Origin of the sequence: Permianibacter aggregans, assembly GCF_009756665.1 — a bacterium.
GTDB classification, from domain to species: Bacteria; Pseudomonadota; Gammaproteobacteria; order Enterobacterales; family Permianibacteraceae; genus Permianibacter; species Permianibacter aggregans.
In genome coordinates, this window is sequence record NZ_CP037953.1 from 1442714 (window position 1) to 1464198 (window position 21485).

A 21485-nucleotide genomic window follows, 5' to 3' on the forward strand; every position below is an offset into this window, starting at 1 on the left:
CGAGCTGCGTGAATGCAGTGCTCAGAATCCGCATTCACTACCTGCTAACTCCGGCCTTTGCGTGCCTATTCTGTCCCCTCATCTTTCGCCTTGGCCGGTTTTTGGGGATGGCTGCCAGCTGAAATCCCGGGTTGACGCGGTGAGTCACGGTTATCCACCTATACTGACGGTAATAACCACGACAAAACCGCTTCATGCCGATACGACAATCATCCCGACGACACTCCATTGCGTTGAAACTGGCGTTACTGCTGCCAACCACCTGCGTGCTATGCGTGATGCTGGCAGGGGCTTGGCTGGCTCGTTCAGAGGCGGAGCGTTTGCGGGAGCTGGCCCGTGAGAATATTGCCCAGCAGGCGATTGAACTGGCGCGCCTTGTCGACCTGCATATCGATAACCAGAAACGCTTGGCGTTGTCCGCCAATCAAACCGTAAGCGAACAAGCATTTGCCGCACCGACAGGCGATGTCGCACTACCGCCGTTGCAGCCCGATGGTTCGCGTCGACAGGATGACGAAGTCTCCGCTGCCTTTATTGCTGCGGGTCATCAAAGCAGCGAACAAGTCGCCGGGTTATTTCAGCAAACTGCAGTGATTTGGCGCGTGCTGACGCCCACCCTGCGCGACTCCTTGTTCAATTTCTATTTCATCAGCGAAGAACAGTTCATTCGCATTTTTCCGCCGCAATGGGCTTTGGAGATTGAAGCAGAACACGACTTCCAACAAGACGTGTTCTACAACGTTGCCACGCCGGAAAAAAATCCTTCGCGCAAGCCGGTGTGGACGCCGATGTATTATGACGATGTCTGGCATCGATGGATGACAAGCTTGATTGTGCCAGTGTACGTCGGTGGCCAGTTTCGCGGCATTACGGGAAATGATCTGGTTCTTGATGAGTTGTTCACGACGATTGATGATTACGTGCAGTCGCACGACGATATCGATGTGTTGTTGGTCAATGAACACGGCGAGTTAATTACTGACTCGCACCAGTTGTCGGTGCTGCTGTCGCAACAAGCAAAAATGAATACCCTGTTGACGGCACAAACCTCGCCCCTGCTACCGGAGACAGAAGTGGCGAAATGGTTGTCGGGACACGTGCAAGACTACCGCCTCGATCAGAATGGCCACCCCTATTACGCCAGTCCGCAGCGACTAGACAGTATTGGCTGGTATCTGGTGTTAGTTGGCGACAAGACTTTCGTCAATGAACGCATCGTCAACATGCAGCTGCAACTGTTCTGGATAGCGTTATTGATTGGCGTGCTAACGGGATTGTTGGTTTACCAATTATTCTCCCGGATATTCTTGCGCCCATTACGGCAGTTGGCGACGGCGTCTGCCGACATTGCCGAAGGCCACTGGGATACGCCGCTGCCTCCAGAAGGGAAAGACGAAATCGGCCTGCTGAACCACAGTTTCGCCGACATGGTTTCCGAGGTGCGGCGCCTCGTGCAAGGACTGGAATCAGAAATTCATGAAAAGCAGTTGGCTGAGCGCGACAACCGCAAGCTGTTGCAAGCGGTCGAACAGGCTGGTAACGGTGTGGTGATAGTCGATAGGCAGTTGCGGATTGAATATGCTAACCAACGCTTTCTGGAGATGACCGGTTTCAACCTGCAAGAAATGCTGAAAAAGCCGGTCGGTGATGTGCTGCCGTTGGAGTCGGCCCTGTTGGCCACGATGGATAGTGGCAACCTCACACGGGCTGCGCAAACCGAAAGACAATGGCCGCACAAACGCGAGGGCACAACAACCGTGCTGCAAACCCTGTCACCATTGTTTGATGGTGACAAACAGATCACTCATTACCTGATCAGCGGCGAAAACATTACCGAATTGAAACGCAGCCAAGCCGAAGTCGAGCGATTGGCGTTTCAGGATGCGCTGACGGGTCTTGATAATCGTCACCTGTTCCGTCGGCAATTACAGGCCTCATTGGAGCGCGTGCGCCGCACCCATGCACGAGCAGCGCTGATTTATATCGACCTCGATTATTTCAAGGAGATCAACGATAGCCTTGGTCACGATGCCGGCGACGAGGTGTTGAAAGAAGTATCGAAGCGCTTGTCCAGTGCCATTCGTCGTGACGACAGTTGTGCGCGACTCGGCGGCGATGAGTTTGCCATCATTCTGAACAATGTCGGCACCGCCAACGATGTGGCGCAGATCGCCGAAGACTTGCTGGCACGACTGGAAACACCAGTGCAACTACATGGTCGTTTACAACCGATTGCTGCCAGTCTTGGCGTCACGCTAATCCCGGACGATGGCGATGAAGCGGTACAGGTGATGAAGAATGCCGATTTGGCCTTGTACAAAGCGAAAGAAGCCGGGCGGCATTGTTATCGCTTTTTCACCGTTGAATTGCAGCACGCCGCGGAACAACGACACGAAATGGATTTGCGCTTGCGCCAAGCCTTGAACGAACAGCAATTCCTGCTGTATTGGCAGCCGAAAATTTCCCTTCAGGATTTTCGCGTCAGCGGTTTTGAGGCGCTGATCCGCTGGCAATATCAGTCTTCCATTCTGACGCCCGATAAATTTCTGCATATCGCCGAAGATAACGGCTTGATTCAGGAAATCGGACGCTGGGTGTTGCAGCAGGCAATGCGTGAACAACATGCGCTATCGAGTGCCATTGGCCACCCGGTGCAAATCAGTGTCAACTTATCGCCACGGCAGTTTGCCGATACCACATTGATTGCCGATTGCCGGCGCTCACTGCAACAGTCCGGTCTTTCACCTTCACTACTGGAACTGGAAATCACCGAGAACTCATTGATTCACGACATCAATGAAGCCACCAAAATGCTTGGCGCTTTGAAGCAGTTGGGTGTTCGAGTCGCGATTGACGATTTCGGCATTGGTCATTGCTCGCTGAGCTATCTGCGTCAGTTGCCGGTCAACACCTTGAAAATTGATCGCAGCTTTGTTCGCGACTTGCCGCTGGATCAGTCGAACAATGCCATCGTTGCGGCAGTGCTGGCCATGGCAGCCAATCTTCGCCTGGACGTCGTCGCCGAAGGCATTGAAACCAGCGCGCAGCAGAACTCGCTGGTGTTGGGTGGCTGTCAGTATGGGCAAGGCTTCCTCTACGGAAGACCCATGCCTTTGGCGCAAATCGAAAGCTGGTATGGCGAATTCAAACAGCGCTTTCAGCAAGCGGCTTCAATCAGCTAAGCGCACCAAGCGTTTCGGTTGAATATTGCCGACGCCATCGGCTTCACCAACACCAAGAAACGTGCCGTCTTCGCGAAACAGGGCATGGAGTCCCTCGGTTTTCACCGATGATAAATACACGGCCTGGCCATTCATCAGGAAATGCGCCATCGGCGCTTTCAAGGTAACGATCGGAAACTGTGGGATCAGCGACTCAATCGGTAATAACAATTGATCAATGGCGTCTAGACCTTGTTCATTTTTCAACGCGTCAATGGCGTCGGAGGTGAGCATTTGCTCCGAGGAAAAATGTCCGGCAGCAGTACGACGCAGCACGGTAACGTAGGCGCCACAGCCAAACGCCAACCCCATATCGTCGATCAAGGTGCGAATGTAAGTGCCTTTACTGCAGTGAACGCGGAAAGCAACCTGCGGCCATTCGATGTTGACGATATCCAGAGAGAAAATCGTGATCGTGCGCGTTTCCCGCTCGATTTCAATACCCTGACGCGCCAATTCATACAGCGGCTTGCCATCTTTTTTCAGCGCTGAATACATAGGCGGCAATTGCTGCTGCTCACCGAGAAAGCTTTGCACGACGGCACGCAGTTTGGTTTCGTCGGCTATCGCTGGCTGCTCGGCCAGCACTTTACCTTCGGCATCAAAGGTATCGGTGCGCACACCGAACTTTGCCGTCACTTCGTAGACTTTGTCGGCATCGAGCAGATACTGGGAAAATTTGGTGGCTTCGCCAAGGCAAATCGGCAGCAAACCGGAGGCCAGCGGATCCAAGCTGCCGGTGTGGCCGGCTTTTTCAGCTTGGTACAGACGCTTGACCCGCTGCAGCGCGCTGTTCGAGCTGACGCCGGTGATTTTGTCCAATAGCAGCACGCCGCTGATCGGACGGCGCGGAATTTTGACCTGCATGGTTGGTCCTGCTTAAGTGCATAACGCGGATCTTATCCGCGTTATGTTGGTTATTCTTCTTCGTAGATGGAGTCGTCGCGACGCGCTTCGTCGCTGGCAATGGCTCGATCGATCAGCGACGACAACTGCCGACCGCGGGTCAGCGACTCATCGTAAGCAAACTGCAGGCGCGGCAACTGACGCATGCGAATCCGCTGGGCCAGCATGCTGCGCAGGAATCCGGCCATCTTGTTCAGCGCCAGAATCGCTTGATCGATTTGCTGTGGCGTATCCTGCCCCATAAAGGTCACGAACACTTGCGCATTCAACAAATCCTTGGACACTTTGACCGCGGAAACGGTCGCCATGCTGACGCGTGGATCTTTGACCTCACGCTGCAATAACATCGCCAACTCACGCTGCACTTCCTGCGCGACGCGATCCGTACGACTGAATTCTTTACCCATACTTCACACCTATTGCGCAACGTACTGACCAGTGGTGCCAGCCAGTACGGCAGATTCACGCTGGGCGGGCCGACTCAACACGGACCGCCCAGCGTTATTTGACTTAGATCGTTCTGGCCACTTCGACGATTTCGAACACTTCGATCTGGTCGCCTACGCGCACATCGTTGTAGTTCTTGACGCCGATACCGCATTCCATGCCGGCACGCACTTCGCTGACGTCGTCTTTGAAGCGACGCAAGCTGTCGAGCTCGCCTTCGAAAATCACGACGTTGTCACGCAGCACGCGGATCGGGTTCGAACGCTTGACGAAACCTTCGGTGACCATACAGCCGGCGATGGCGCCGAACTTTGGATGACGGAACACGTCGCGCACTTCGGCCAGACCAACGATTTTCTGTTTGCGTTCCGGCGACAACATGCCGGACATCGCTTGCTTCACTTCGTCGATCACATCGTAAATGATGTTGTGGTAACGAACGTCGACGCCGTTGGCTTCCAGCACTTTGCGCGCTGAGGCATCGGCACGCACGTTGAAGCCAACGATGATCGCGTCGGAAGCGGCCGCCAGGTTGGCGTCCGATTCGGTAATCGCGCCAACGCCGGAAGCGATGACCTTGACCTGAATTTCGCCGGTCGACAATTTGGTCAGCGATTCGCTTAAGGCTTCGACCGAACCGTTGACGTCGGCTTTGACGACCAGGTTCAGCGTCGAGACATTGCCTTCCTGCAGGTTGGCGAACATGTCTTCCAAACGCGTCTTCTGTTTCGACAGACGAACATCGCGGATCTTGCCCTGACGGAACAGCGCCACTTCGCGCGCTTTACGCTCATCGGCCACAACCGTCGCTTCATCACCGGCAGTCGGCACACCATCAAGACCCAGTACTTCGACTGGAATCGACGGGCCGGCTTCATCAGTCGGTTTGCCGGTTTCATCGAGCAACTGACGAACGCGGCCATATTGCGTACCGCACAGCAGAATATCGCCTTTACGCAGCGTGCCGGCTTGCACCAGCACGGTGGCAACCGGACCACGACCTTTGTCGAGACGGGCTTCGACGACGACGCCGCGGGCCGGGCCTTCGACGTTGGCAGTCAATTCCAACACTTCCGACTGCAGCAGAATTTTTTCCAGCAATTCGTCAACGCCTTCACCGGATTTGGCCGAGACGTACGCGAACTGCGTGTCGCCGCCCCAGTCTTCGGAAATGACGTTGTGCTGCGACAACTCGGTGCGCACTTTGTCGCGATCGGCAGTCGGTTTATCGACTTTTGTTACGGCGACAACGATTGGCACTTCCGCGGCGCGGGCATGCTGAATCGCTTCGATGGTTTGTGGCATGACGCCGTCGTCGGCCGCACAGACCAGCACGACGATGTCGGTGGCCTGAGCACCACGAGCACGCATCGCGGTGAACGCGGCGTGGCCAGGGGTGTCGAGGAAAGTAATGACACCGCGCGGCGTTTCAACGTGGTACGCGCCGATATGCTGGGTAATGCCACCGGCTTCACCGGCCGCGACTTTGGTGCGGCGAATGTAGTCGAGCAACGAGGTTTTACCGTGGTCAACGTGACCCATGATGGTTACCACCGGCGCACGCGGTAACTGCTCCAGTTCGCCGCCTTTCATTTCGGCGAGCAGTTCGGTTTCCAGCGCGTTTTCGCTCATCGGCTTGGCGGTGTGGCCCAGTTCTTCGACGACCAGAATGGCCGTGTCCTGATCCAGCACTTGGTTGATCGTGGCCATCATGCCCATCTTCATCAACGCTTTGATCAGATCGGCGACCTTGACGGCCATTTTCTGCGCCAGCTCGTTAACCGTAATCGTTTCCGGAATCGCGACTTCGCGAACCACCGGAGCGGTTGGTTTCGAGAACTGTTGCTGCATCGATTGTGGCGTCGCACGCTTTTTGCGACGACCTCCGCCACCGCGAACGAATTCATCGTCCTCACCGAGACCTGGCATGCGGCCTTTCTTGAAGGTGCGCTCGTCGAGTTCAGAACGACGACGCGCGCCTTCTTTATGAGTATGGCCCGCCGATTTGTGCGAACGGCGATCTTCGTCTTCTTTCGCCAGCTGTTTCAGCGGCGCTTTTACCGCTGGTTTGCCTTTGGCTTTCTTGGCGGCTTCGGTTTTCGCTTCTTCCGCTTTGCGGCGTGCCTCTTCTTCGCGACGACGCGCTTCTTCTTCGGCTTTGGCCCGCGCTTCCAGCTCGGCTTCGCGACGAATTTCTTCCAGGTCACGCTTCGGTGCTTCGCCCGCTTTCGCCGGCTCAGGCTTCGGTTCGGGCTTGGCAATGGCCGCCGGGGCTGGCGTGTCAGCAGGTTTGTGCAATGCTGGTGGCGGCGGTGGTGCCTCAACCACTTCCTCGGCGGCTTCGATCACCGGTGCAACATCAGTTGTCGCGGACTCTTCCTGTTCTTTCGATGCCGCTTCCAATGCCGCCAGCTCTTCCGGCGTGCGTTTGACGAAGGTGCGCTTCTTACGCACTTCCACCTGCACACTCTTGGTGCCGGAGCCGGACGACACTTTCAGCGTCGACAGCTGTTTACGCTGCAAGGTAATGCGCTGCGGGCCGCCGGTTTCTTCGCCGTGGCTGCGACGCAAATAATTGAGCAATTCCTGCTTCTGGGTTTCATTCACCAGGCTTTTCGGTCCTTTGACCTTAATGCCGGCCGCGCTAAGCTGCTCCAACAGCTTCTCGACCGGCGTGCCGACGTTTTCGGCCAATTGCGCAACGGTGAGTTCGGACATATTTCAGCTTCTCCTGCGACTAGCGCTTATTGCTCATCGGCAAACCATGGCGCGCGAGCGGTCATGATCAGTTGAGCGGCTTTTTCTTCGGTCAGGCCTTCGATACCGACTAAATCATCGGTGCCTTGTTCAGCCAGATCTTCCATTGTGCAGATGCCTTTGCTGGCCAGCACGTACGCCAAATGCGTATCCATGCCGTCCATGTTCAATAAATCCTCGGCCGGCTCGTTCTTCGCCAATTTTTCTTCTTTGGCGATGGCGCGATTGAGCAACGCATCTTTGGCGCGGTTGCGCAGTTCGTTGACCAGATCTTCATCGAAACCTTCGATTTCCAGCATCTCGGCCAGCGGTACGTAGGCCACTTCTTCGAGGCTGGAGAAACCTTCCTGAATCAGCACCGTAGCCAGCTCTTCGTCGACACCGAGTTCTTCAACAAACAAACTCAACACCGATTCGCTTTCTTTCGCTTGTTTCGCTTCGGCATCCGCCTGAGTCATGACGTTCAAGGTCCAACCGGTCAGTTGCGACGCCAAGCGTACGTTCTGACCGCGAGCACCGATGGCTTGCGCTAATTGATCGTCGGCAACGGCAACATCCATCGCGTGACGATCTTCATCGACAACGATGGAACCGATTTCGGCCGGTTGCATCGAGTTGATGACAAACTGCGCCGGGTTGTCGTCGTACAGCACGATATCGATACGCTCACCACCCAACTCATTGGAAACGGCCTGCACACGCGAACCGCGCATACCGATACAGGCGCCCTGCGGATCGATGCGGCGATCTTTCGAGTGCACGGCGATTTTCGCGCGTGAACCCGGGTCGCGGGCAGCGCCCTTGATTTCAATGACGCCTTCGGCAATTTCCGGCACTTCAATGCGGAACAATTCGATCAGCATTTCCGGACGGGTGCGGCTCATGAACAGTTGCGGACCACGGGCATCCGGCTTGGCAGCAAACAAATAAGCACGAACGCGATCACCAGGACGGAAGGTTTCGCGCATCATCAGTTCTTCGCGCGGAATAATCGCTTCGGCGTTGTTGCCCAAATCGAGAATGATGCCGTCGCGCACGGTTTTCTTGACGACGCCGGTGATCAGCTCGCCAACACGGTGATAGAACGCACCGAGAATTTTCGCCCGCTCGGCTTCGCGCACTTTCTGCACAATAACTTGCTTGGCGGTTTGCGCAGCGATACGACCGAAATCAATCGACTCCATCGGTTCTTCAATGTAACCACCGAGTTCAACACCCGGTTCCATTTCCTGCGCAGCCGACAAGGTGATTTGCTTCAACGGAAATTCCATCGGCTCATCATCCGCGACGATTTCCCAACGGCGGAAAGTATCGTAGTCGCCGGATTTGCGATCGATTTTTACCCGCACATCGATATCGAGATGCTGCTTTTTCTTCGTGGCCGTGGCGATCGCTGCTTCCAACGCTTCGAAAATGGTTTCCGGATTCACGTCTTTTTCGTTGGAAACCGTTTCCACCACCATGAGAATTTCTTTATTCATGGAACACCTCTTACCGTTTCTTGCTTAATTCTGCTTGCACATCGGGGACCACATGCGCCTTGTCGATTTGACTGAGCGAAATGTTCACACGTGTCTCAGCATCTAATGCCAATGTAATGGTGCCGTCCTGAACGGCTTCCAGCGTGCCAGTGAAGTTGCGACGCCCCTGCACCGGTAAAATGGTTTTGAATTTGATTTTGCCGCCGACAAAGCGGGCAAACTGATCTTCGGTAAATAGCGGCCGATCCCAACCTGGCGATGACACCTCCAGCCGGTATTCGGTGCTGATCGGGTCTTCGACATCGAGCACACCGGAAATCTGGTGACTGACGCGCGCGCAATCATCAACGGTGACACCGTCTTCGTGTTCGATAAACACACGCAACAAGGCATGGCGTTGCGAGACCATCAATTCCAGGCCCCAGAACTCCATGCCAGCGGCTTCAACAGCCGGTTTCAACATTGCGATCAGTGCGGATTTATCCGCCATACCCACTCCAAAAAAATTCCACGACGACAGCCGAGCCAATCCCGGGTCAGACAGCACTCAACGGAAAAGGAATTTCCGCGCCGAAGCCAAAAACAACAAATGGGCACAAGTGCCCATTCGTAATTCGATGAAAACCGCTGTTCTGGTTTTCTTGACGGGTAAGGCGGCGACCAGAACAAATGTGGTCGGCTTACCGGGCGCTTACGCTAAATCACCTGTGAGGTGACCCGTTTGCAGACAGCCTCTCGCTGTTTGCACAGGCCCTGTAGTGTAAACCACAAGGCCCAAATACGACAAAGCCCCAAGAAATCCGGGGCCCGTTAAGAAACCTGGTTGCGGGGGCAGGATTTGAACCTACGACCTTCGGGTTATGAGCCCGACGAGCTACCAGACTGCTCCACCCCGCGTCTGAGGGGGCGCATTATAGGGAGTCTGTTAGCGGGTTACAAGCGAAGTTCAGGAATTCTTTTTTATCCGCGTTGGGCAGCCGCAATAATCGTTTGTGGTGCCGGCAAATGCTTAGCCATCAATTCGATTCCTTGCGTTTGTTGCCAGCATTCTCGCGCCAGCTCGGCGACCGGTTGTGGCGAAGCGGCGCTTAACCAGCGTGCCACCTTTTGTGCGACGTTCGGATACACCACCGGCGTCGATGCCGGTTGCGCCAACAGGCGTGCCACCGCTTCCGGCTCCAGCCGATGCATGACGTCGGCGCGCTGCAAAAGTTGCAGCGCTTTGGCGTTGCTTTCCTGTTCCAGTTGCGCTTGCAGTGGCCGTACCAACAACTTTTTACCGAGCACAATGGCTTCTGACGGCAACTCAAAGCCTGCGCCTGTGATCACCCCTTCACAGTGCAACAGATGTTGGGCAAAGCCTTCGCGCGAAAACGGATGCACCGTAACATTGCCGTGCTGCTCGCGCTGGCTGACGCCGGCATACAAGTCGAAATGACATTGGCTGAACGGTTTCAACAATGCCAGCAAATCGGCCGTATCTTCGAACGGCAAATACACCAGAAAATGGTTGTCGCGCACCTCAACCGGTGCGCTGAAGGCTTCCAGTATCGGCGGCAGAATCGGCTCGCCGAAATGATGCCAGTGCAAGCCGATAGGCTGATCGACCGGGGCGAAGTAACGCATCGTCAAACGCGAGGGAATATTGATGCCCTTGGTCGGAATCCGGTGCCGGAACGCATACTGATGACCAAGTCCGACGCAGCGCACGCGTTGACGCATGGCGGCCCAGGCGGTCACCGGTTCAAAGTCGGTGACAACCAGATCGTACTGCGCCAGTGACAACGCACTGACATCACGGAAAAAACGTTTTAGTTGCAGATTGACCAGCGTTTTCAGTGGCGCGATATGGCCTTTTTCCATGACAAACGACATGCCCTGGCGCCACTGGAAATCGCCAAAGCTTTCGGTACCAAACAGCGCCAGACGATCACGACCACTGACCAGCACATCGACCTCAAAGCCGCAGTCACGCAGCGCCGGCAGCATGGCCCGGGCCCGGGTCAGGTGGCCGTTGCCGGTGCCTTGCACCCCATATAACAGCCGCATCATGGATTCTCTTGCCAAGGAATGAGTGTCAAGGCGGGTTCAGCCCCAAAACCAGGAGGCCAGATTCAGGCCGAGATAAGCACTACTGATGCCGAGCACCAGGCCGGCCAGAATGTCGCCGGGATAATGCACGCCGAGCAGCACCCGGGAAGCGCCAACCATCAGAGCCCAGACCAACACCAGTGCCAAAAACGCCGGGTAGAAGGTCGCAATCAAAACGGCCCAGACCATCGCCGCGGCGGTGTGACCGGAAGGAAAGCTGAATTCGTCCTGTACATCCCTGTACAGGAGTTTCACCAGCTTCGCTGCGCAAATCGGCAATCCTGCCGATTTGTCGTCGGAAGGCACGATGTAGTGCCAGCTGTTCAGGCGCACAAATGGCCGCTCACGCTTGATGTGCTTTTTCAGCCCGATATAAGCCGGTACTTCGATGGCATAGGCAAACAAACCAGCCTGCAGCAGGCTCAGCCCGTGCTCCGGCTCAAAAAATGCCAGCAGAATCGCGATGACCGCGTAAATCGGGCCGTCACCGGTTTTCGATACCCAGTAAGCGGTGCGTGCCAGCCCGTCCCGGTGCTTGCGGCTGGCGCACCAGCGATACAAGCGGGTATCGGCGTCATGCAATGTCAGCAGCGAGAGTCTTTTCATAGCAAGGTCAGCTTAAAAAACGACCATTGCAGCGCGATGGCAGTGTCATGAACGCTTTGTGACAACGCTTGCCACGCCGGAACAGCTCCGGTATACAGGCGCCCTCAACACCAACGCGCAGTGTGAATGCATCATGGCAAAACCAGGAAAGACCGGATTCGTACGTCTGTTTGACGCTTTCGGCTATTCAATGAAAGGCTTCAAAGCGGCCTGGCAGAATGAAGCGGCGTTCCGTCAGGAAGCGGTACTGGCGCTGGTGTTGATTCCACTGGCATTCATCATTGCCGAGAACCCGCTGGAGTTAGCGGCATTAGTGGCTGGTGTGCTGCTGGTCATCATTACCGAGCTGCTGAACAGCGCGATCGAGTCGGTCGTCGACCGTACCGGCCATGAACATCATGAGCTGTCAGGTCGAGCCAAAGACATGGGCTCGGCAGCAGTGTTGATCAGTTTGTTGGTCTGTGCCGTGCTCTGGGGCGCCGTGTTATGGCGCTATGTTTGATTCGTGCATAAAAACGAGCAGTTTTATTTCCTTCTCAATTTGCGTTCCTTGGCACTGCTTGGCTATACCCAATGTATGCTCCCTGCAGTGAAGATGAACATGAGCAAATTAAGCCTTACCTTTGCGGCGTCAGCGCTGTTGCTTAGCGGCTGCGCCCATTTCTCTGGCCAAAGCAATGCAGCCCGCGACCGCCACGAGCTGGCTGACTACACCCGCTATTGCCGGCCTGGTAGCGCCATTATCTACAAGATGCCGGGCTCCTGGTCTGCCATTCCGGCGCCCGGTCGCTTGTATCTGGGCGGTAGCTGCCTGCATCAGTAACACCAAAGCAGTTATATAACTGCCGCTGCTGAGCCCCGAAAGTAATAGATCGGTTTTGGTGCCGGGCCATCGCCCAGTTAAGGCCGTTCTACACTTAAAAGTCCAATCCCAAGGACTTCAAGGAGGAGTTATGCGGGCTTTGAAGGGTTTCGGCTGGAGCGCCGGACTATTGCTGGCAACGGCTGTCGTGCAAGGCGAACAGCGCAACTACATGGATGAGTTTCATCAGGCATTGAGCGAGTGCTCACTACGCTATCCGGCCAATGTGGTCAGTCCCAATGCAGATTATGAACTGGAGCGAGAATCTTGCTACAACCGGCAAGTCAGAACGGCCTTGCTGAATCTGCCACCGGATAGCCCGGAACGCTTCAGCGCGGCGCTTTTGGTTGCACCGGAGTATGCCGAAAGCACATTCAAAACGGCACTGACGCTAGGCATAGACCCCTATTACGCGACATCGCGAGCCACTGCAACCTTGCCGGAAAAGGACAATATGTTCGCCCGTGTCGCCATTGCCTATGGTGCTGACCCGAGCAAAACGCTGACTGCGACCGCAGCAGGCAAACAGCAAATACGCTGAATAGTTGCTCCCTGCTAGGCTCCGGTAGTAATGGCCGGTGCCTGCTGCTGCCCGCCTGATCGAACCCTACAGCGCAGACGTAGTAACATTCACCATACATCCACCTCAGCTGGAGCCATGCCATGCGTTTCCTGTTTGCCGCCGCTGTATTATTGTTTTCGCCACTGATGTTCGCCGCCAATCTGGTTGGCGTTGCGGCGCCCGAGTTTTCGCTACCCGACCAAAGCAATGAAGTTCGCACCTTGAACGACTTCAAGGGCAAATGGCTGGTGTTGTACTTCTACCCGAAAGACAACACGCCCGGTTGCACCACCGAAGCGAAAAATTTTTCCCGCGATTACGACAAGTTCAAGGCCTTGAATGCGGAAATTGTTGGCGTCAGCCTTGATGACGTCGAATCACATCAGGATTTTGCCAAGACCATCGGCATCCCGTTCCCGTTGCTCGCTGACACCGAAGAAAAAGCCGCGAAAGCCTATGACGTGCTGGGAGGTATGGGACCGATCAAATACACCAAACGCCAAACCTTTGTGATCAATCCGGAAGGCTTTGTCGTCAAACACTACGAATCGGTCAACGCCGATGAACACAGTGCTCAGGTACTTACGGATTTGCAGGCAATGTAACGAGCAACTAAAACGCCGACCTCAAGTGGTCGGCGTTTTTTTATCTTCCGAACGCGGTAGTTTTTCGATGCGTTCAATCGCCTCAATGGGAATGATCACCACTTCTTTGTGCTCGTTACGCAGAAACAAATACAAGCTGTTTCCGGCCAGCAACTGAAATCGTTCCGTAAGGCCGTTACTGGTGACGATATGATCTGGACGGAAACCATTTTTCTCCTCCAGCTTCAACCGTTCGGTTGTCGCAAAGAAAATTAAAACACTTAAGTAGATTGGCATATAGGCCAGCGCAAAATACGCGCGCGTCGGCCGCTGAAAACGTAACGAGGCAAAAGCTGGCATGATGGTGGCGAACATGATACCGGCAACAAACACTGCAGCAATGAACGCATGCTGATCGCCCTGATAGTGATAAACCGCCATGATGATAGCGCCGACCAATGCCGCGACTGTCGATACGTCGATGCTGCGGCGAGCGCCAATGACTCTGGTCAAATGAGACTGCCTTATGCGCGCCATGGTCAGAATCATTGGGATAAACGTCAGCAGAATGGCCAGCAGGGTCGGAACAATGCCGTCGAGGCTTGCGGCCAGATAATCGGTCAAACCAAAGTAACGGGATATCTCGATACCAAATGGCTGCAGAAAAAAGCTGTTGTACAGATAGCCGGTAATCAGGAAAAAACCGGAGACCACGGGAATCAACCCGCCAAGCTGGGAAATATTGAATTCGCTCCACTGCACCCGGCTGGCGTAAAAACGTTTGCGTAAATGCAGTACCTGCCGGTACAGCGACAGCATGGACTGACGCGGTGGTTGATCGGCAAACTCCTGTGACCAGGGCAGCCGCGGATCGACACATGCCGCCTCACCACATAAACGTCGATAGCTTTGATGCAGCGCTGAAGACGTCGTCAACATTTCGTCACGGTCATCGCCCTGACGACACAGCGCCACGATATGCTCGATCGGCTTGCCATGATTATGCTCCGGTTTGACGCCGGTTTCGCACCAGCGCACCAACACCGAGACGCGTTTCAGGATCTCGATATCATCGCGTTCCTGATCGTCATTTGGCAGGCAAAACCAGATCAACATGGCCAGATTTTCGCGCAACAATGAACGGCGAATCAGCGTTGCCCAATATTGTGGTTGCAGGTAGCGCCAGAACGGCATCACTTACTCCTGATTATCATTTTTGCTATCGTTTCACGGCTGCCAGTCAACGGCAATCCCCTGTTGCTTCAACCACTGTTCGGCCAGTTCACTCATTCCCTGTTGTTCCGCTGCCAACCACTGTTCCCGCAAGCCGGGAAAGTCGTGCAACCGATCCTGAAACTGAAAAAATGCCCGCTTCTGTTTGATCGCCTCGCTCAGTACTGTCGCAGCATGCTGATCATCAAGCTGTTCGACAAACTGTTGCATCAGGCGATAGGCCTGACGTGACGATACCGGAACAATCGCCAGCAGCCGTTGCGGTTCACTACGCTTCAGCGCTTCGACATCCAGTTCGTGCTCTTCTTCTGCCGCCACGTCCGGGCTGATAAAAATCAGTTCTCCCGTTTGCCGGTCAAGCCACCATTCGTTGTCGGGCTGTTGGTCGCGGAACGCCTGCAAAAATTCCGCGCGGGACACCATTAAGCGTTGAAACGTGTTCATAAGCCATGCGCAAGAAGAAAAGGCGTTCAGCCTATCACTGCCGTATCGATGTTGTCAGCGCCGGCATTTTTTCGGCAATAAAAAAGGAGCGTTGCCGCTCCTTTTTTATTTACTGATCGATTAGGCGTTGCCTTCTTCCATCAGCGCCTTCATCGACAGGCGAATACGGCCTTGCTTGTCGACTTCCAGCACTTTGACTTTGACGACCTGACCTTCTTTCAGGTAATCGCCGACCTTCTCGACGCGCTGGTTGGTGATTTGCGAAATGTGAACCAGACCATCTTTGCCCGGAGCAATGTTTACAAACGCACCGAAGTCGGCCAAACGGACAACGGTGCCTTCGAATACCTGACCTTCTTCGATTTCGGCGGTAATCGATTTGATGCGCTCAATCGCGGCTTTCGCCTGGTCACCGGAAACAGCGGCGATGCGAATCGTGCCGTCGTCCTGGATTTCGATCGAGGTGCCAGTTTCTTCGGTGATGCTGCGAATGACCGTGCCGCCTTTCCCGATGACTTCGCGGATTTTTTCCGGATCGATTTTCATCGTGTGGATGCGCGGCGCAAACTCGGAAATGTCTGGACGGGCGGTGTTAATCGCCTCATTCATGACGCTCAGGATGTGCAAGCGACCGGCTTTTGCCTGATGCAGCGCCACTTCCATGATTTCGCGGGTGATGCCATCGATCTTGATGTCCATCTGCAGCGCCGTAATACCGGCTTCGGAACCGGCCACTTTGAAGTCCATGTCGCCGAGGTGATCTTCATCACCCAAAATGTCGGACAGCACGACAAAGCGGTTGCCTTCTTTGACCAGGCCCATGGCGATACCGGCGACTGGTGCTTTCAACGGCACACCGGCGTCCATCAGCGCCAACGAGGAACCGCAAACGGAAGCCATCGACGAGGAACCGTTCGACTCGGTGATCTCGGAAACGACGCGGACCGAGTACGGGAAGTCGGCGAACTTCGGCATCATCGCCAATACGCCGCGTTTGGCCAAACGGCCATGGCCGATTTCGCGACGCTTAGGACCAGTCATCATGCCGGTTTCGCCGACCGAGAATGGCGGGAAGTTGTAGTGCAGCATGAACAGATCTTTGCTTTCACCGGTTGGCGAATCGATGATCTGACCGTCTTTTTCGGTGCCGAGTGTAACGGCAACGATGGCCTGGGTTTCACCGCGGGTGAAAATCGCCGAACCGTGGGTACGTGGCAGCACACCAGCGGCAACGCTGATCGCGCGGATCATGTCATGGTCGCGACCATCGATACGCGGCGCACCGGAAACGATGCGGTCACGGACGGTGCGATACTCCAAGTCGCCGAAGATTTTCTTCACTTCGTCAGCGCTTGGTGCGCTTTCTTCGCCGGTAGCCAGCTTGGCAACCACGGCATCACGCAGCTCGCCAACGGCGGCATAGCGTGCTTGCTTGTCAGCGATTTGGTATGCGGCGGTCAGACCGGCCTGGGCTTCGGCTTTGACCGCTTCGATCAATGCCGTGTTCGGTTCCGGCGCCTTCCAGTCCCAACGTGGTTTGCCAGCTTCTTTGGCAAATTCTTCGATGGCAGCAATAGCGACCTGTTGGGCCTGGTGACCAAACATGACGGCGCCGAGCATCACTTCTTCGGACAGCTCATGGGCTTCCGATTCGACCATCAGCACGGCGCTCTTGGTGCCGGCGACAACCAGATCCAGCTTGGAATCAGCCAAGGCTTTGTTGCTTGGGTTCAGCAGGTATTGGCCGTCTTTGTAACCGACGCGGGCAGCGCCGATTGGGCCCATGAACGGGGCACCGGACAGCGCCAAGGCGGCCGAGGCACCGATGATGGCTGGAATGTCCGGCGTCACTTCCGGGTTGATAGACAGCACGGTGGCGACGATCTGGATTTCGTTCAGGAAGCCTTCCGGAAACAGCGGACGAATCGGACGGTCGATCAGACGCGACACCAGCGTTTCGTTCTCGGACGGACGACCTTCGCGCTTCTGGAAACCACCGGGGATACGGCCGCCGGCGTAGAATTTTTCCTGGTAATGCACGGTCAGCGGGAAGAAATCCTTCTTCGGATCGGCTTCGGTTTTGGCGACGGCTGTGACCAGAACAACCGTGTCATTCATATTGACCATGACGGCACCGGTCGCCTGACGGGCGATGGCACCGGTTTCTAACGTGACGCGATGGTCACCGAATTGAAAGCTTTTGCTAATTGGATTCACTGTGATTCCTATCTCTAACATTTTTACCCATTGATTGCGGGCGGTATTCTAAACCAAACCTCAGCCGGATCGCCCGGCTTTTGCAGTGCAATGAAGGGTTCTGACCGATTTGGATGGCCGAAAACGCAAAAGGCCCCTGGTTGGGGGCCTTTTGCAGAGCTTCGCAGCGCAAGTGCTGGCGTGCCGGTCGCTTAACGACGCAGACCCAGACGCTCGATCAGCGCGCTGTAACGCTCTTGGCTCTTGCCTTTCAGGTAGTCCAGCAGTACGCGACGCTGGCTGACCAGACGCAACAGACCGCGACGGCTGTGGTGGTCTTTGGCATGGGCCTGGAAATGGTTCTGCAGATCGTTGATGCGGGCGGTCAGCAGGGCGACCTGGACTTCCGGCGAACCGGTGTCGTTCTTGCCGCGACCGAAGTCGGCGATGATCTGGTTTTTCTGCTCAAGGCTTAGTGACATGATGCACTCCAAATGTGGGTGTTGAGGACAATCCGGACCCGCTCACTAATGCAGGTTCGGGGAAAGGGCGCGCATTGTACAGAGATTGACCGGTGCTGCCAAGGGCCGATCATTACCGGTAGCACATTCAAAAACGACGCCAGAAGATCGGCGTGAACAATACAAATATCGTCATGATTTCCAGCCGGCCGAACAGCATCGCGACAATGGCCACGACTTTGCCGAACGAACTGACCGAGGCAAACGTCGACGACACCTCGCCCAAGCCCGGCCCCATATTGTTGACCATCGCCGCGACCGCCGAAAACGCCACGGTCGGATTCAAGCCGGCGCCAATCATCAACAAAGTCAGGATGCCGGTAGCGAACACATAAAGGGCGAAAAACCCCCAGATGCCGCTGGCAACACCATCCGGCACCAAGCGACCGTTATATTTTATGTGGGCGACGATATTGGGTTGCACCAGATGCTTGGCCTCGCGACTAGCCTGTTTGAACAGCAAAAACACCCTCAGCACTTTCATGCCGCCGGAGGTCGAGCCGGCACAACCACCGATAAAGCTGACAAAAATAATGAGGATCGGCGCATACAGCGGCCACTGACTGAAGTCGGCAATACCAAAACCCGTTGTGGTCATGATTGACACCACTTCGAACAACGCAAGTCGCAACCAGTTCGCCAATCCGAGCTCCGCTTGCGTCGACATGCCAGCCATGATCACCAGCGCGGTTGCCAACAACACAAAAAATAACAACGCGCGAAATTCTTGGTCCTCCCAATAACGGGTGAAGGATTTTTCCCGCCAAACAATAAAATGCAATCCCATATTCATGCCACCGGCAAGCATCGCCAGTATCGTGATCCAATCAATGGCACGTGAATCGAAATAACCAATTGAGGCATCGTAATTGGCAAAACCACCAGTGGAAATGGCGGAAATCGCATGCGATATCGCATCAAAGGCATTCATGCCAGCAAGAAAATACAGCACCGCCACAAAGACAATGATTGAGACATAAACGTTAAACAAGGTGCGTGCGGTTTGTTGCACGCGAGGGGCAATTTTGTCGTCTTTGATTGGGCCGGTTGCTTCGGTTTTATAGAGCTGCATCCCCCCCACTTTCAGCATCGGCAGAATGGCCACCGCAAGAACCAATACCCCCATGCCCCCAAAAAAGTGAAGCTGCTGACGATACCAGAGCAATGACTTGGCCATGTTATCAAGGCCGGAAAATACCGTCGCACCAGTCGTGGTCAAACCGCTGGTCGACTCAAACACGGCGTCAAGAAATGAACATGGCAAACCAAACCAGAATGGCAGCGCGCCGACAATGCTGAGCGATGTCCAGGCCAGCACGACAATGACAATGCCCTCACGGGTGCGTGGTTCATGGCGAACTTTTCGGCGAGACATCAGAAAACCGACGCCGAACAAGCCAATGCTCAATCCAAGAAAACGAGCATACAAACCATCGGCATACAGTACAGAAACCAGAAATGGGAGCAAAAGGGAAACGGCATATGCCATCAGTAAATGCCCCAGCGTACGCGCAATCAGTGTCCATTGAATCATGGTTCAGATGTCACTCGCTTGGAATAGGTCAATCATCGCGGCCGCCAGCATACGCTCGGTTCAAAACCGGCGCCAGAATATCGGTGTAAACAGAACGAAAATCGTCAGAATTTCCAACCGGCCGGTGATCATCGCAAACGACATGACCAACTTGCCGAAATCGCTGACCGCATGTGAAGTTGAGGCAATCTCGTTCAAACCAGGCCCCAAATTATTCAGACTCGCTGCGACCGCCGAAAACGCCGTCAACGGCTCCAGTCCGGCCAGAATCATCAGTAGCGTCAGGCTTGCGGCCGTCATGACATACAACACCAGAAAGCCCCAGACCCCTTTGGCAATTTGCTCTGGAACAATCCGGCCATTGAATTTGATGTGGGCAACAATATTTGGCTGCACCAACCGTTTCGCTTCCCGACTGGCTTGTTTGAACAACAAGAAAACGCGCATGACTTTCAAACCACCGGTGGTTGAGCCTGCGCACCCACCAACATAACTAATGAAGATCAGCATCACCGGCAGAAAGTGGGGCCACAAGTGGAAGTCCGTTATACCAAAGCCGGTGCCAGTCATAATGGCAATAACCGTGAAACTGGCGCGACGTAAGCCATCGAAAATGGAGTCGACATCATGATGCAACCACAACACCAGCGTAGTCAGCGCGATGGCAAACAACAGAATGCCAAAAAACGTACGGCTTTCTTGATCGTTCAGATAACTACCGAGTTCGCGGCTATGCCAAACGGAGTAATGCAGACCGAAATTCATCGCGCCAGCGACCATGGCAAACTGCGCCACCAGCTCAATAGCCAAACTATTGAAATGACCGAACGACGCATCATAATTGGCAAAGCCACCTGTGGCGATGGCCGACATGGCATGAGTAATGGCATCAAACCCATTCATGCCAGAAAGCCAGAATGCCAGCGCAACGACCACCGTCAGGCTCAAGTAAACGGTAAACAGTACGCGTGCCGTTTGGGCAATACGGGGCGCTAACTTGTCCTCTTTTTTTGGGCCGGTTGCTTCGGTTCGGTAAAGCTGCATGCCGCCGACGTTCAGCAGAGGCAAAATCGCCACGGCCAAAACGATAACCCCCATACCTCCGAAAAAATGCAACTGCTGGCGATACCAAAGTATCGACTTCGGCAATTGGTCTAACCCATGCAAAACCGTCGCGCCGGTTGTCGACAAACCCGAGGTGGCTTCGAATAACGCGTTAACAAATCCGATATCGAGCGCCCAGTACAAAGGAAACGCTCCGATAAAACTGAACCCGAACCAGATCAAGACCACGGCTATAACACCATCACGGGTTTTCGGCTCGCGCTGTTTTGGTGTATTGCGAAACAGCAGGTAACCAACGGCCAACGCGATGACCATCAGCCAGAAAAACACTGGCCATTTGCCGTCACTGTACAATACGGATATGGCCATCGGCGGTAACATGGTGACGCCAAACACCATCAACATGGCACCTACAATCCGGCGGATCAGTTCAAGTTGAATCATCGCCAATACCGATAGCTAATGACGTGGTTGTCGATAATGCACGGCAATGACGTAGTACAGCGTTTCACCTGCCGGCGTGCGCACGGCCACTTCGTCATCAATGGTTTTTTTTATCAGCGCTCTGGCCAGTGGCGCATCAATGCTGATCCAGCCGCGCTCGGTGTCGATTTCATCGGGACCAACGATGCGCACGATGCGCGCTTCGCCAGTTTCGGTTTCCAGCTCCACTTCGGCACCAAAGAAAATGCGGCTTTGATCGGCCGGCACGTGGTCAACGACGGTCACTTCACTCAAGCGCTTTTCCAGATAGCGGATACGCCTGTCGGTTTCGCGCAGCATTTTCTTGCCGTAAATGTACTCGGCGTTCTCCGAGCGATCACCAAGTGCCGCCGCCGCCTGTACTGCTCTGGTGATTTCCGGGCGCTTGACCTTCAGCAGATGTTTTAATTCTTCACGCAGCCGCTCAGCCCCCTCACGGGTGATGTAGTTGGAGCGCGCTTCGCGTTTGGGCACAACCGTTCTCATAAGGCT

At 54.9% G+C, this 21485-nt stretch carries 19 protein-coding genes and 1 tRNA gene; 5 read left to right on the plus strand and 15 right to left on the minus strand.

All coding sequences use genetic code 11. The features are described 5' to 3' along the window. Nucleotides 1-194 precede the first annotated feature (194 nt). Complete coding sequence (locus tag E2H98_RS06670; RefSeq protein ID WP_133588646.1) at nucleotides 195-3182, plus strand: bifunctional diguanylate cyclase/phosphodiesterase; 2988 nt, start codon at nucleotides 195-197, stop codon at nucleotides 3180-3182. Here E2H98_RS06670 and truB read toward each other — a convergent pair. From truB to E2H98_RS06710, 8 genes are all read right to left on the minus strand, one after another. Continuing rightward, the gene (gene truB, locus E2H98_RS06675; RefSeq protein WP_133588643.1) at nucleotides 3171-4088 is read right to left on the minus strand and encodes a tRNA pseudouridine(55) synthase TruB; all 918 of its coding nucleotides are present in this window, start codon (nucleotides 4086-4088) and stop codon (nucleotides 3171-3173) included. The genes E2H98_RS06670 and truB overlap by 12 nt on opposite strands. A gap of 50 nt (nucleotides 4089-4138) precedes the next feature. Continuing rightward, nucleotides 4139-4534 (minus strand): 30S ribosome-binding factor RbfA, encoded by a 396-nt coding sequence (rbfA, locus tag E2H98_RS06680; protein ID WP_133588641.1) that lies wholly within the window; start codon nucleotides 4532-4534, stop codon nucleotides 4139-4141. Nucleotides 4535-4637: 103 nt separating this feature from the next. Continuing rightward, the gene (gene infB / locus E2H98_RS06685) at nucleotides 4638-7292 is read right to left on the minus strand and encodes a translation initiation factor IF-2 (RefSeq protein WP_133588639.1); all 2655 of its coding nucleotides are present in this window, start codon (nucleotides 7290-7292) and stop codon (nucleotides 4638-4640) included. Between the two features lie 26 nt (nucleotides 7293-7318). Beyond that, the gene (gene nusA / locus E2H98_RS06690) at nucleotides 7319-8812 is read right to left on the minus strand and encodes a transcription termination factor NusA (protein WP_133588637.1); all 1494 of its coding nucleotides are present in this window, start codon (nucleotides 8810-8812) and stop codon (nucleotides 7319-7321) included. A 10-nt stretch (nucleotides 8813-8822) separates the two neighbouring features. Then, nucleotides 8823-9302: a ribosome maturation factor RimP gene (rimP, locus tag E2H98_RS06695; protein WP_133588635.1), complete on the minus strand. Its 480-nt coding sequence runs from the start codon at nucleotides 9300-9302 to the stop codon at nucleotides 8823-8825. Nucleotides 9303-9632: 330 nt separating this feature from the next. After that, nucleotides 9633-9709: transfer RNA gene (locus tag E2H98_RS06700), tRNA-Met, on the minus strand. 63 nt (nucleotides 9710-9772) lie between these two features. Further along, on the minus strand, nucleotides 9773-10864 hold the full coding sequence (locus tag E2H98_RS06705; RefSeq protein ID WP_133588633.1) for an MJ1255/VC2487 family glycosyltransferase: 1092 nt from the start codon (nucleotides 10862-10864) through the stop codon (nucleotides 9773-9775). 36 nt (nucleotides 10865-10900) lie between these two features. After that, nucleotides 10901-11509, minus strand: coding sequence for a phosphatase PAP2 family protein (locus E2H98_RS06710; RefSeq protein ID WP_133588631.1), 609 nt, complete (start codon nucleotides 11507-11509; stop codon nucleotides 10901-10903). A 133-nt stretch (nucleotides 11510-11642) separates the two neighbouring features. Between E2H98_RS06710 and E2H98_RS06715 the strand changes: the two genes are divergently transcribed. The 4 genes from E2H98_RS06715 to E2H98_RS06730 all read left to right on the plus strand — a co-directional run bounded on the left by E2H98_RS06715 (nucleotide 11643) and on the right by E2H98_RS06730 (nucleotide 13538). Further along, entirely contained in the window at nucleotides 11643-12011 is a 369-nt protein-coding gene (locus E2H98_RS06715) for a diacylglycerol kinase (RefSeq protein WP_133588629.1), read from the plus strand. A 99-nt stretch (nucleotides 12012-12110) separates the two neighbouring features. After that, nucleotides 12111-12332, plus strand: a complete 222-nt coding sequence (locus E2H98_RS06720; protein WP_133588627.1) for a hypothetical protein — start codon at nucleotides 12111-12113, stop codon at nucleotides 12330-12332. A 130-nt stretch (nucleotides 12333-12462) separates the two neighbouring features. After that, on the plus strand, nucleotides 12463-12912 hold the full coding sequence (locus tag E2H98_RS06725) for a hypothetical protein (protein WP_133588625.1): 450 nt from the start codon (nucleotides 12463-12465) through the stop codon (nucleotides 12910-12912). A 122-nt stretch (nucleotides 12913-13034) separates the two neighbouring features. Next, a complete protein-coding gene (locus E2H98_RS06730; RefSeq protein ID WP_133588623.1) occupies nucleotides 13035-13538 on the plus strand; it encodes a peroxiredoxin in 504 nt (167 codons plus the stop codon). A gap of 21 nt (nucleotides 13539-13559) precedes the next feature. On the opposite strand, the gene E2H98_RS06735 is transcribed toward E2H98_RS06730, so the two are convergent. The 7 genes from E2H98_RS06735 to greB form a co-directional block, all read right to left on the minus strand. After that, entirely contained in the window at nucleotides 13560-14711 is a 1152-nt protein-coding gene (locus E2H98_RS06735) for a hypothetical protein (RefSeq protein ID WP_133588621.1), read from the minus strand. 33 nt (nucleotides 14712-14744) lie between these two features. Next, nucleotides 14745-15194 (minus strand): UPF0158 family protein, encoded by a 450-nt coding sequence (locus E2H98_RS06740; RefSeq protein WP_133588619.1) that lies wholly within the window; start codon nucleotides 15192-15194, stop codon nucleotides 14745-14747. Nucleotides 15195-15314: 120 nt separating this feature from the next. Beyond that, entirely contained in the window at nucleotides 15315-17411 is a 2097-nt protein-coding gene (pnp, locus tag E2H98_RS06745) for a polyribonucleotide nucleotidyltransferase (protein WP_198325252.1), read from the minus strand. Between the two features lie 191 nt (nucleotides 17412-17602). Continuing rightward, nucleotides 17603-17872 carry a 30S ribosomal protein S15 gene (gene rpsO / locus E2H98_RS06750; protein WP_133588615.1) on the minus strand — a complete coding sequence of 90 codons (270 nt, stop codon included), beginning with the start codon at nucleotides 17870-17872 and terminating at the stop codon, nucleotides 17603-17605. 127 nt (nucleotides 17873-17999) lie between these two features. Further along, nucleotides 18000-19445: a TrkH family potassium uptake protein gene (locus tag E2H98_RS06755; protein ID WP_133588613.1), complete on the minus strand. Its 1446-nt coding sequence runs from the start codon at nucleotides 19443-19445 to the stop codon at nucleotides 18000-18002. Between the two features lie 60 nt (nucleotides 19446-19505). Further along, the gene (locus tag E2H98_RS06760) at nucleotides 19506-20954 is read right to left on the minus strand and encodes a TrkH family potassium uptake protein (RefSeq protein ID WP_198325253.1); all 1449 of its coding nucleotides are present in this window, start codon (nucleotides 20952-20954) and stop codon (nucleotides 19506-19508) included. Between the two features lie 15 nt (nucleotides 20955-20969). After that, nucleotides 20970-21479 (minus strand): transcription elongation factor GreB, encoded by a 510-nt coding sequence (gene greB, locus E2H98_RS06765; protein WP_133588611.1) that lies wholly within the window; start codon nucleotides 21477-21479, stop codon nucleotides 20970-20972. Nucleotides 21480-21485: the final 6 nt, after the last annotated feature.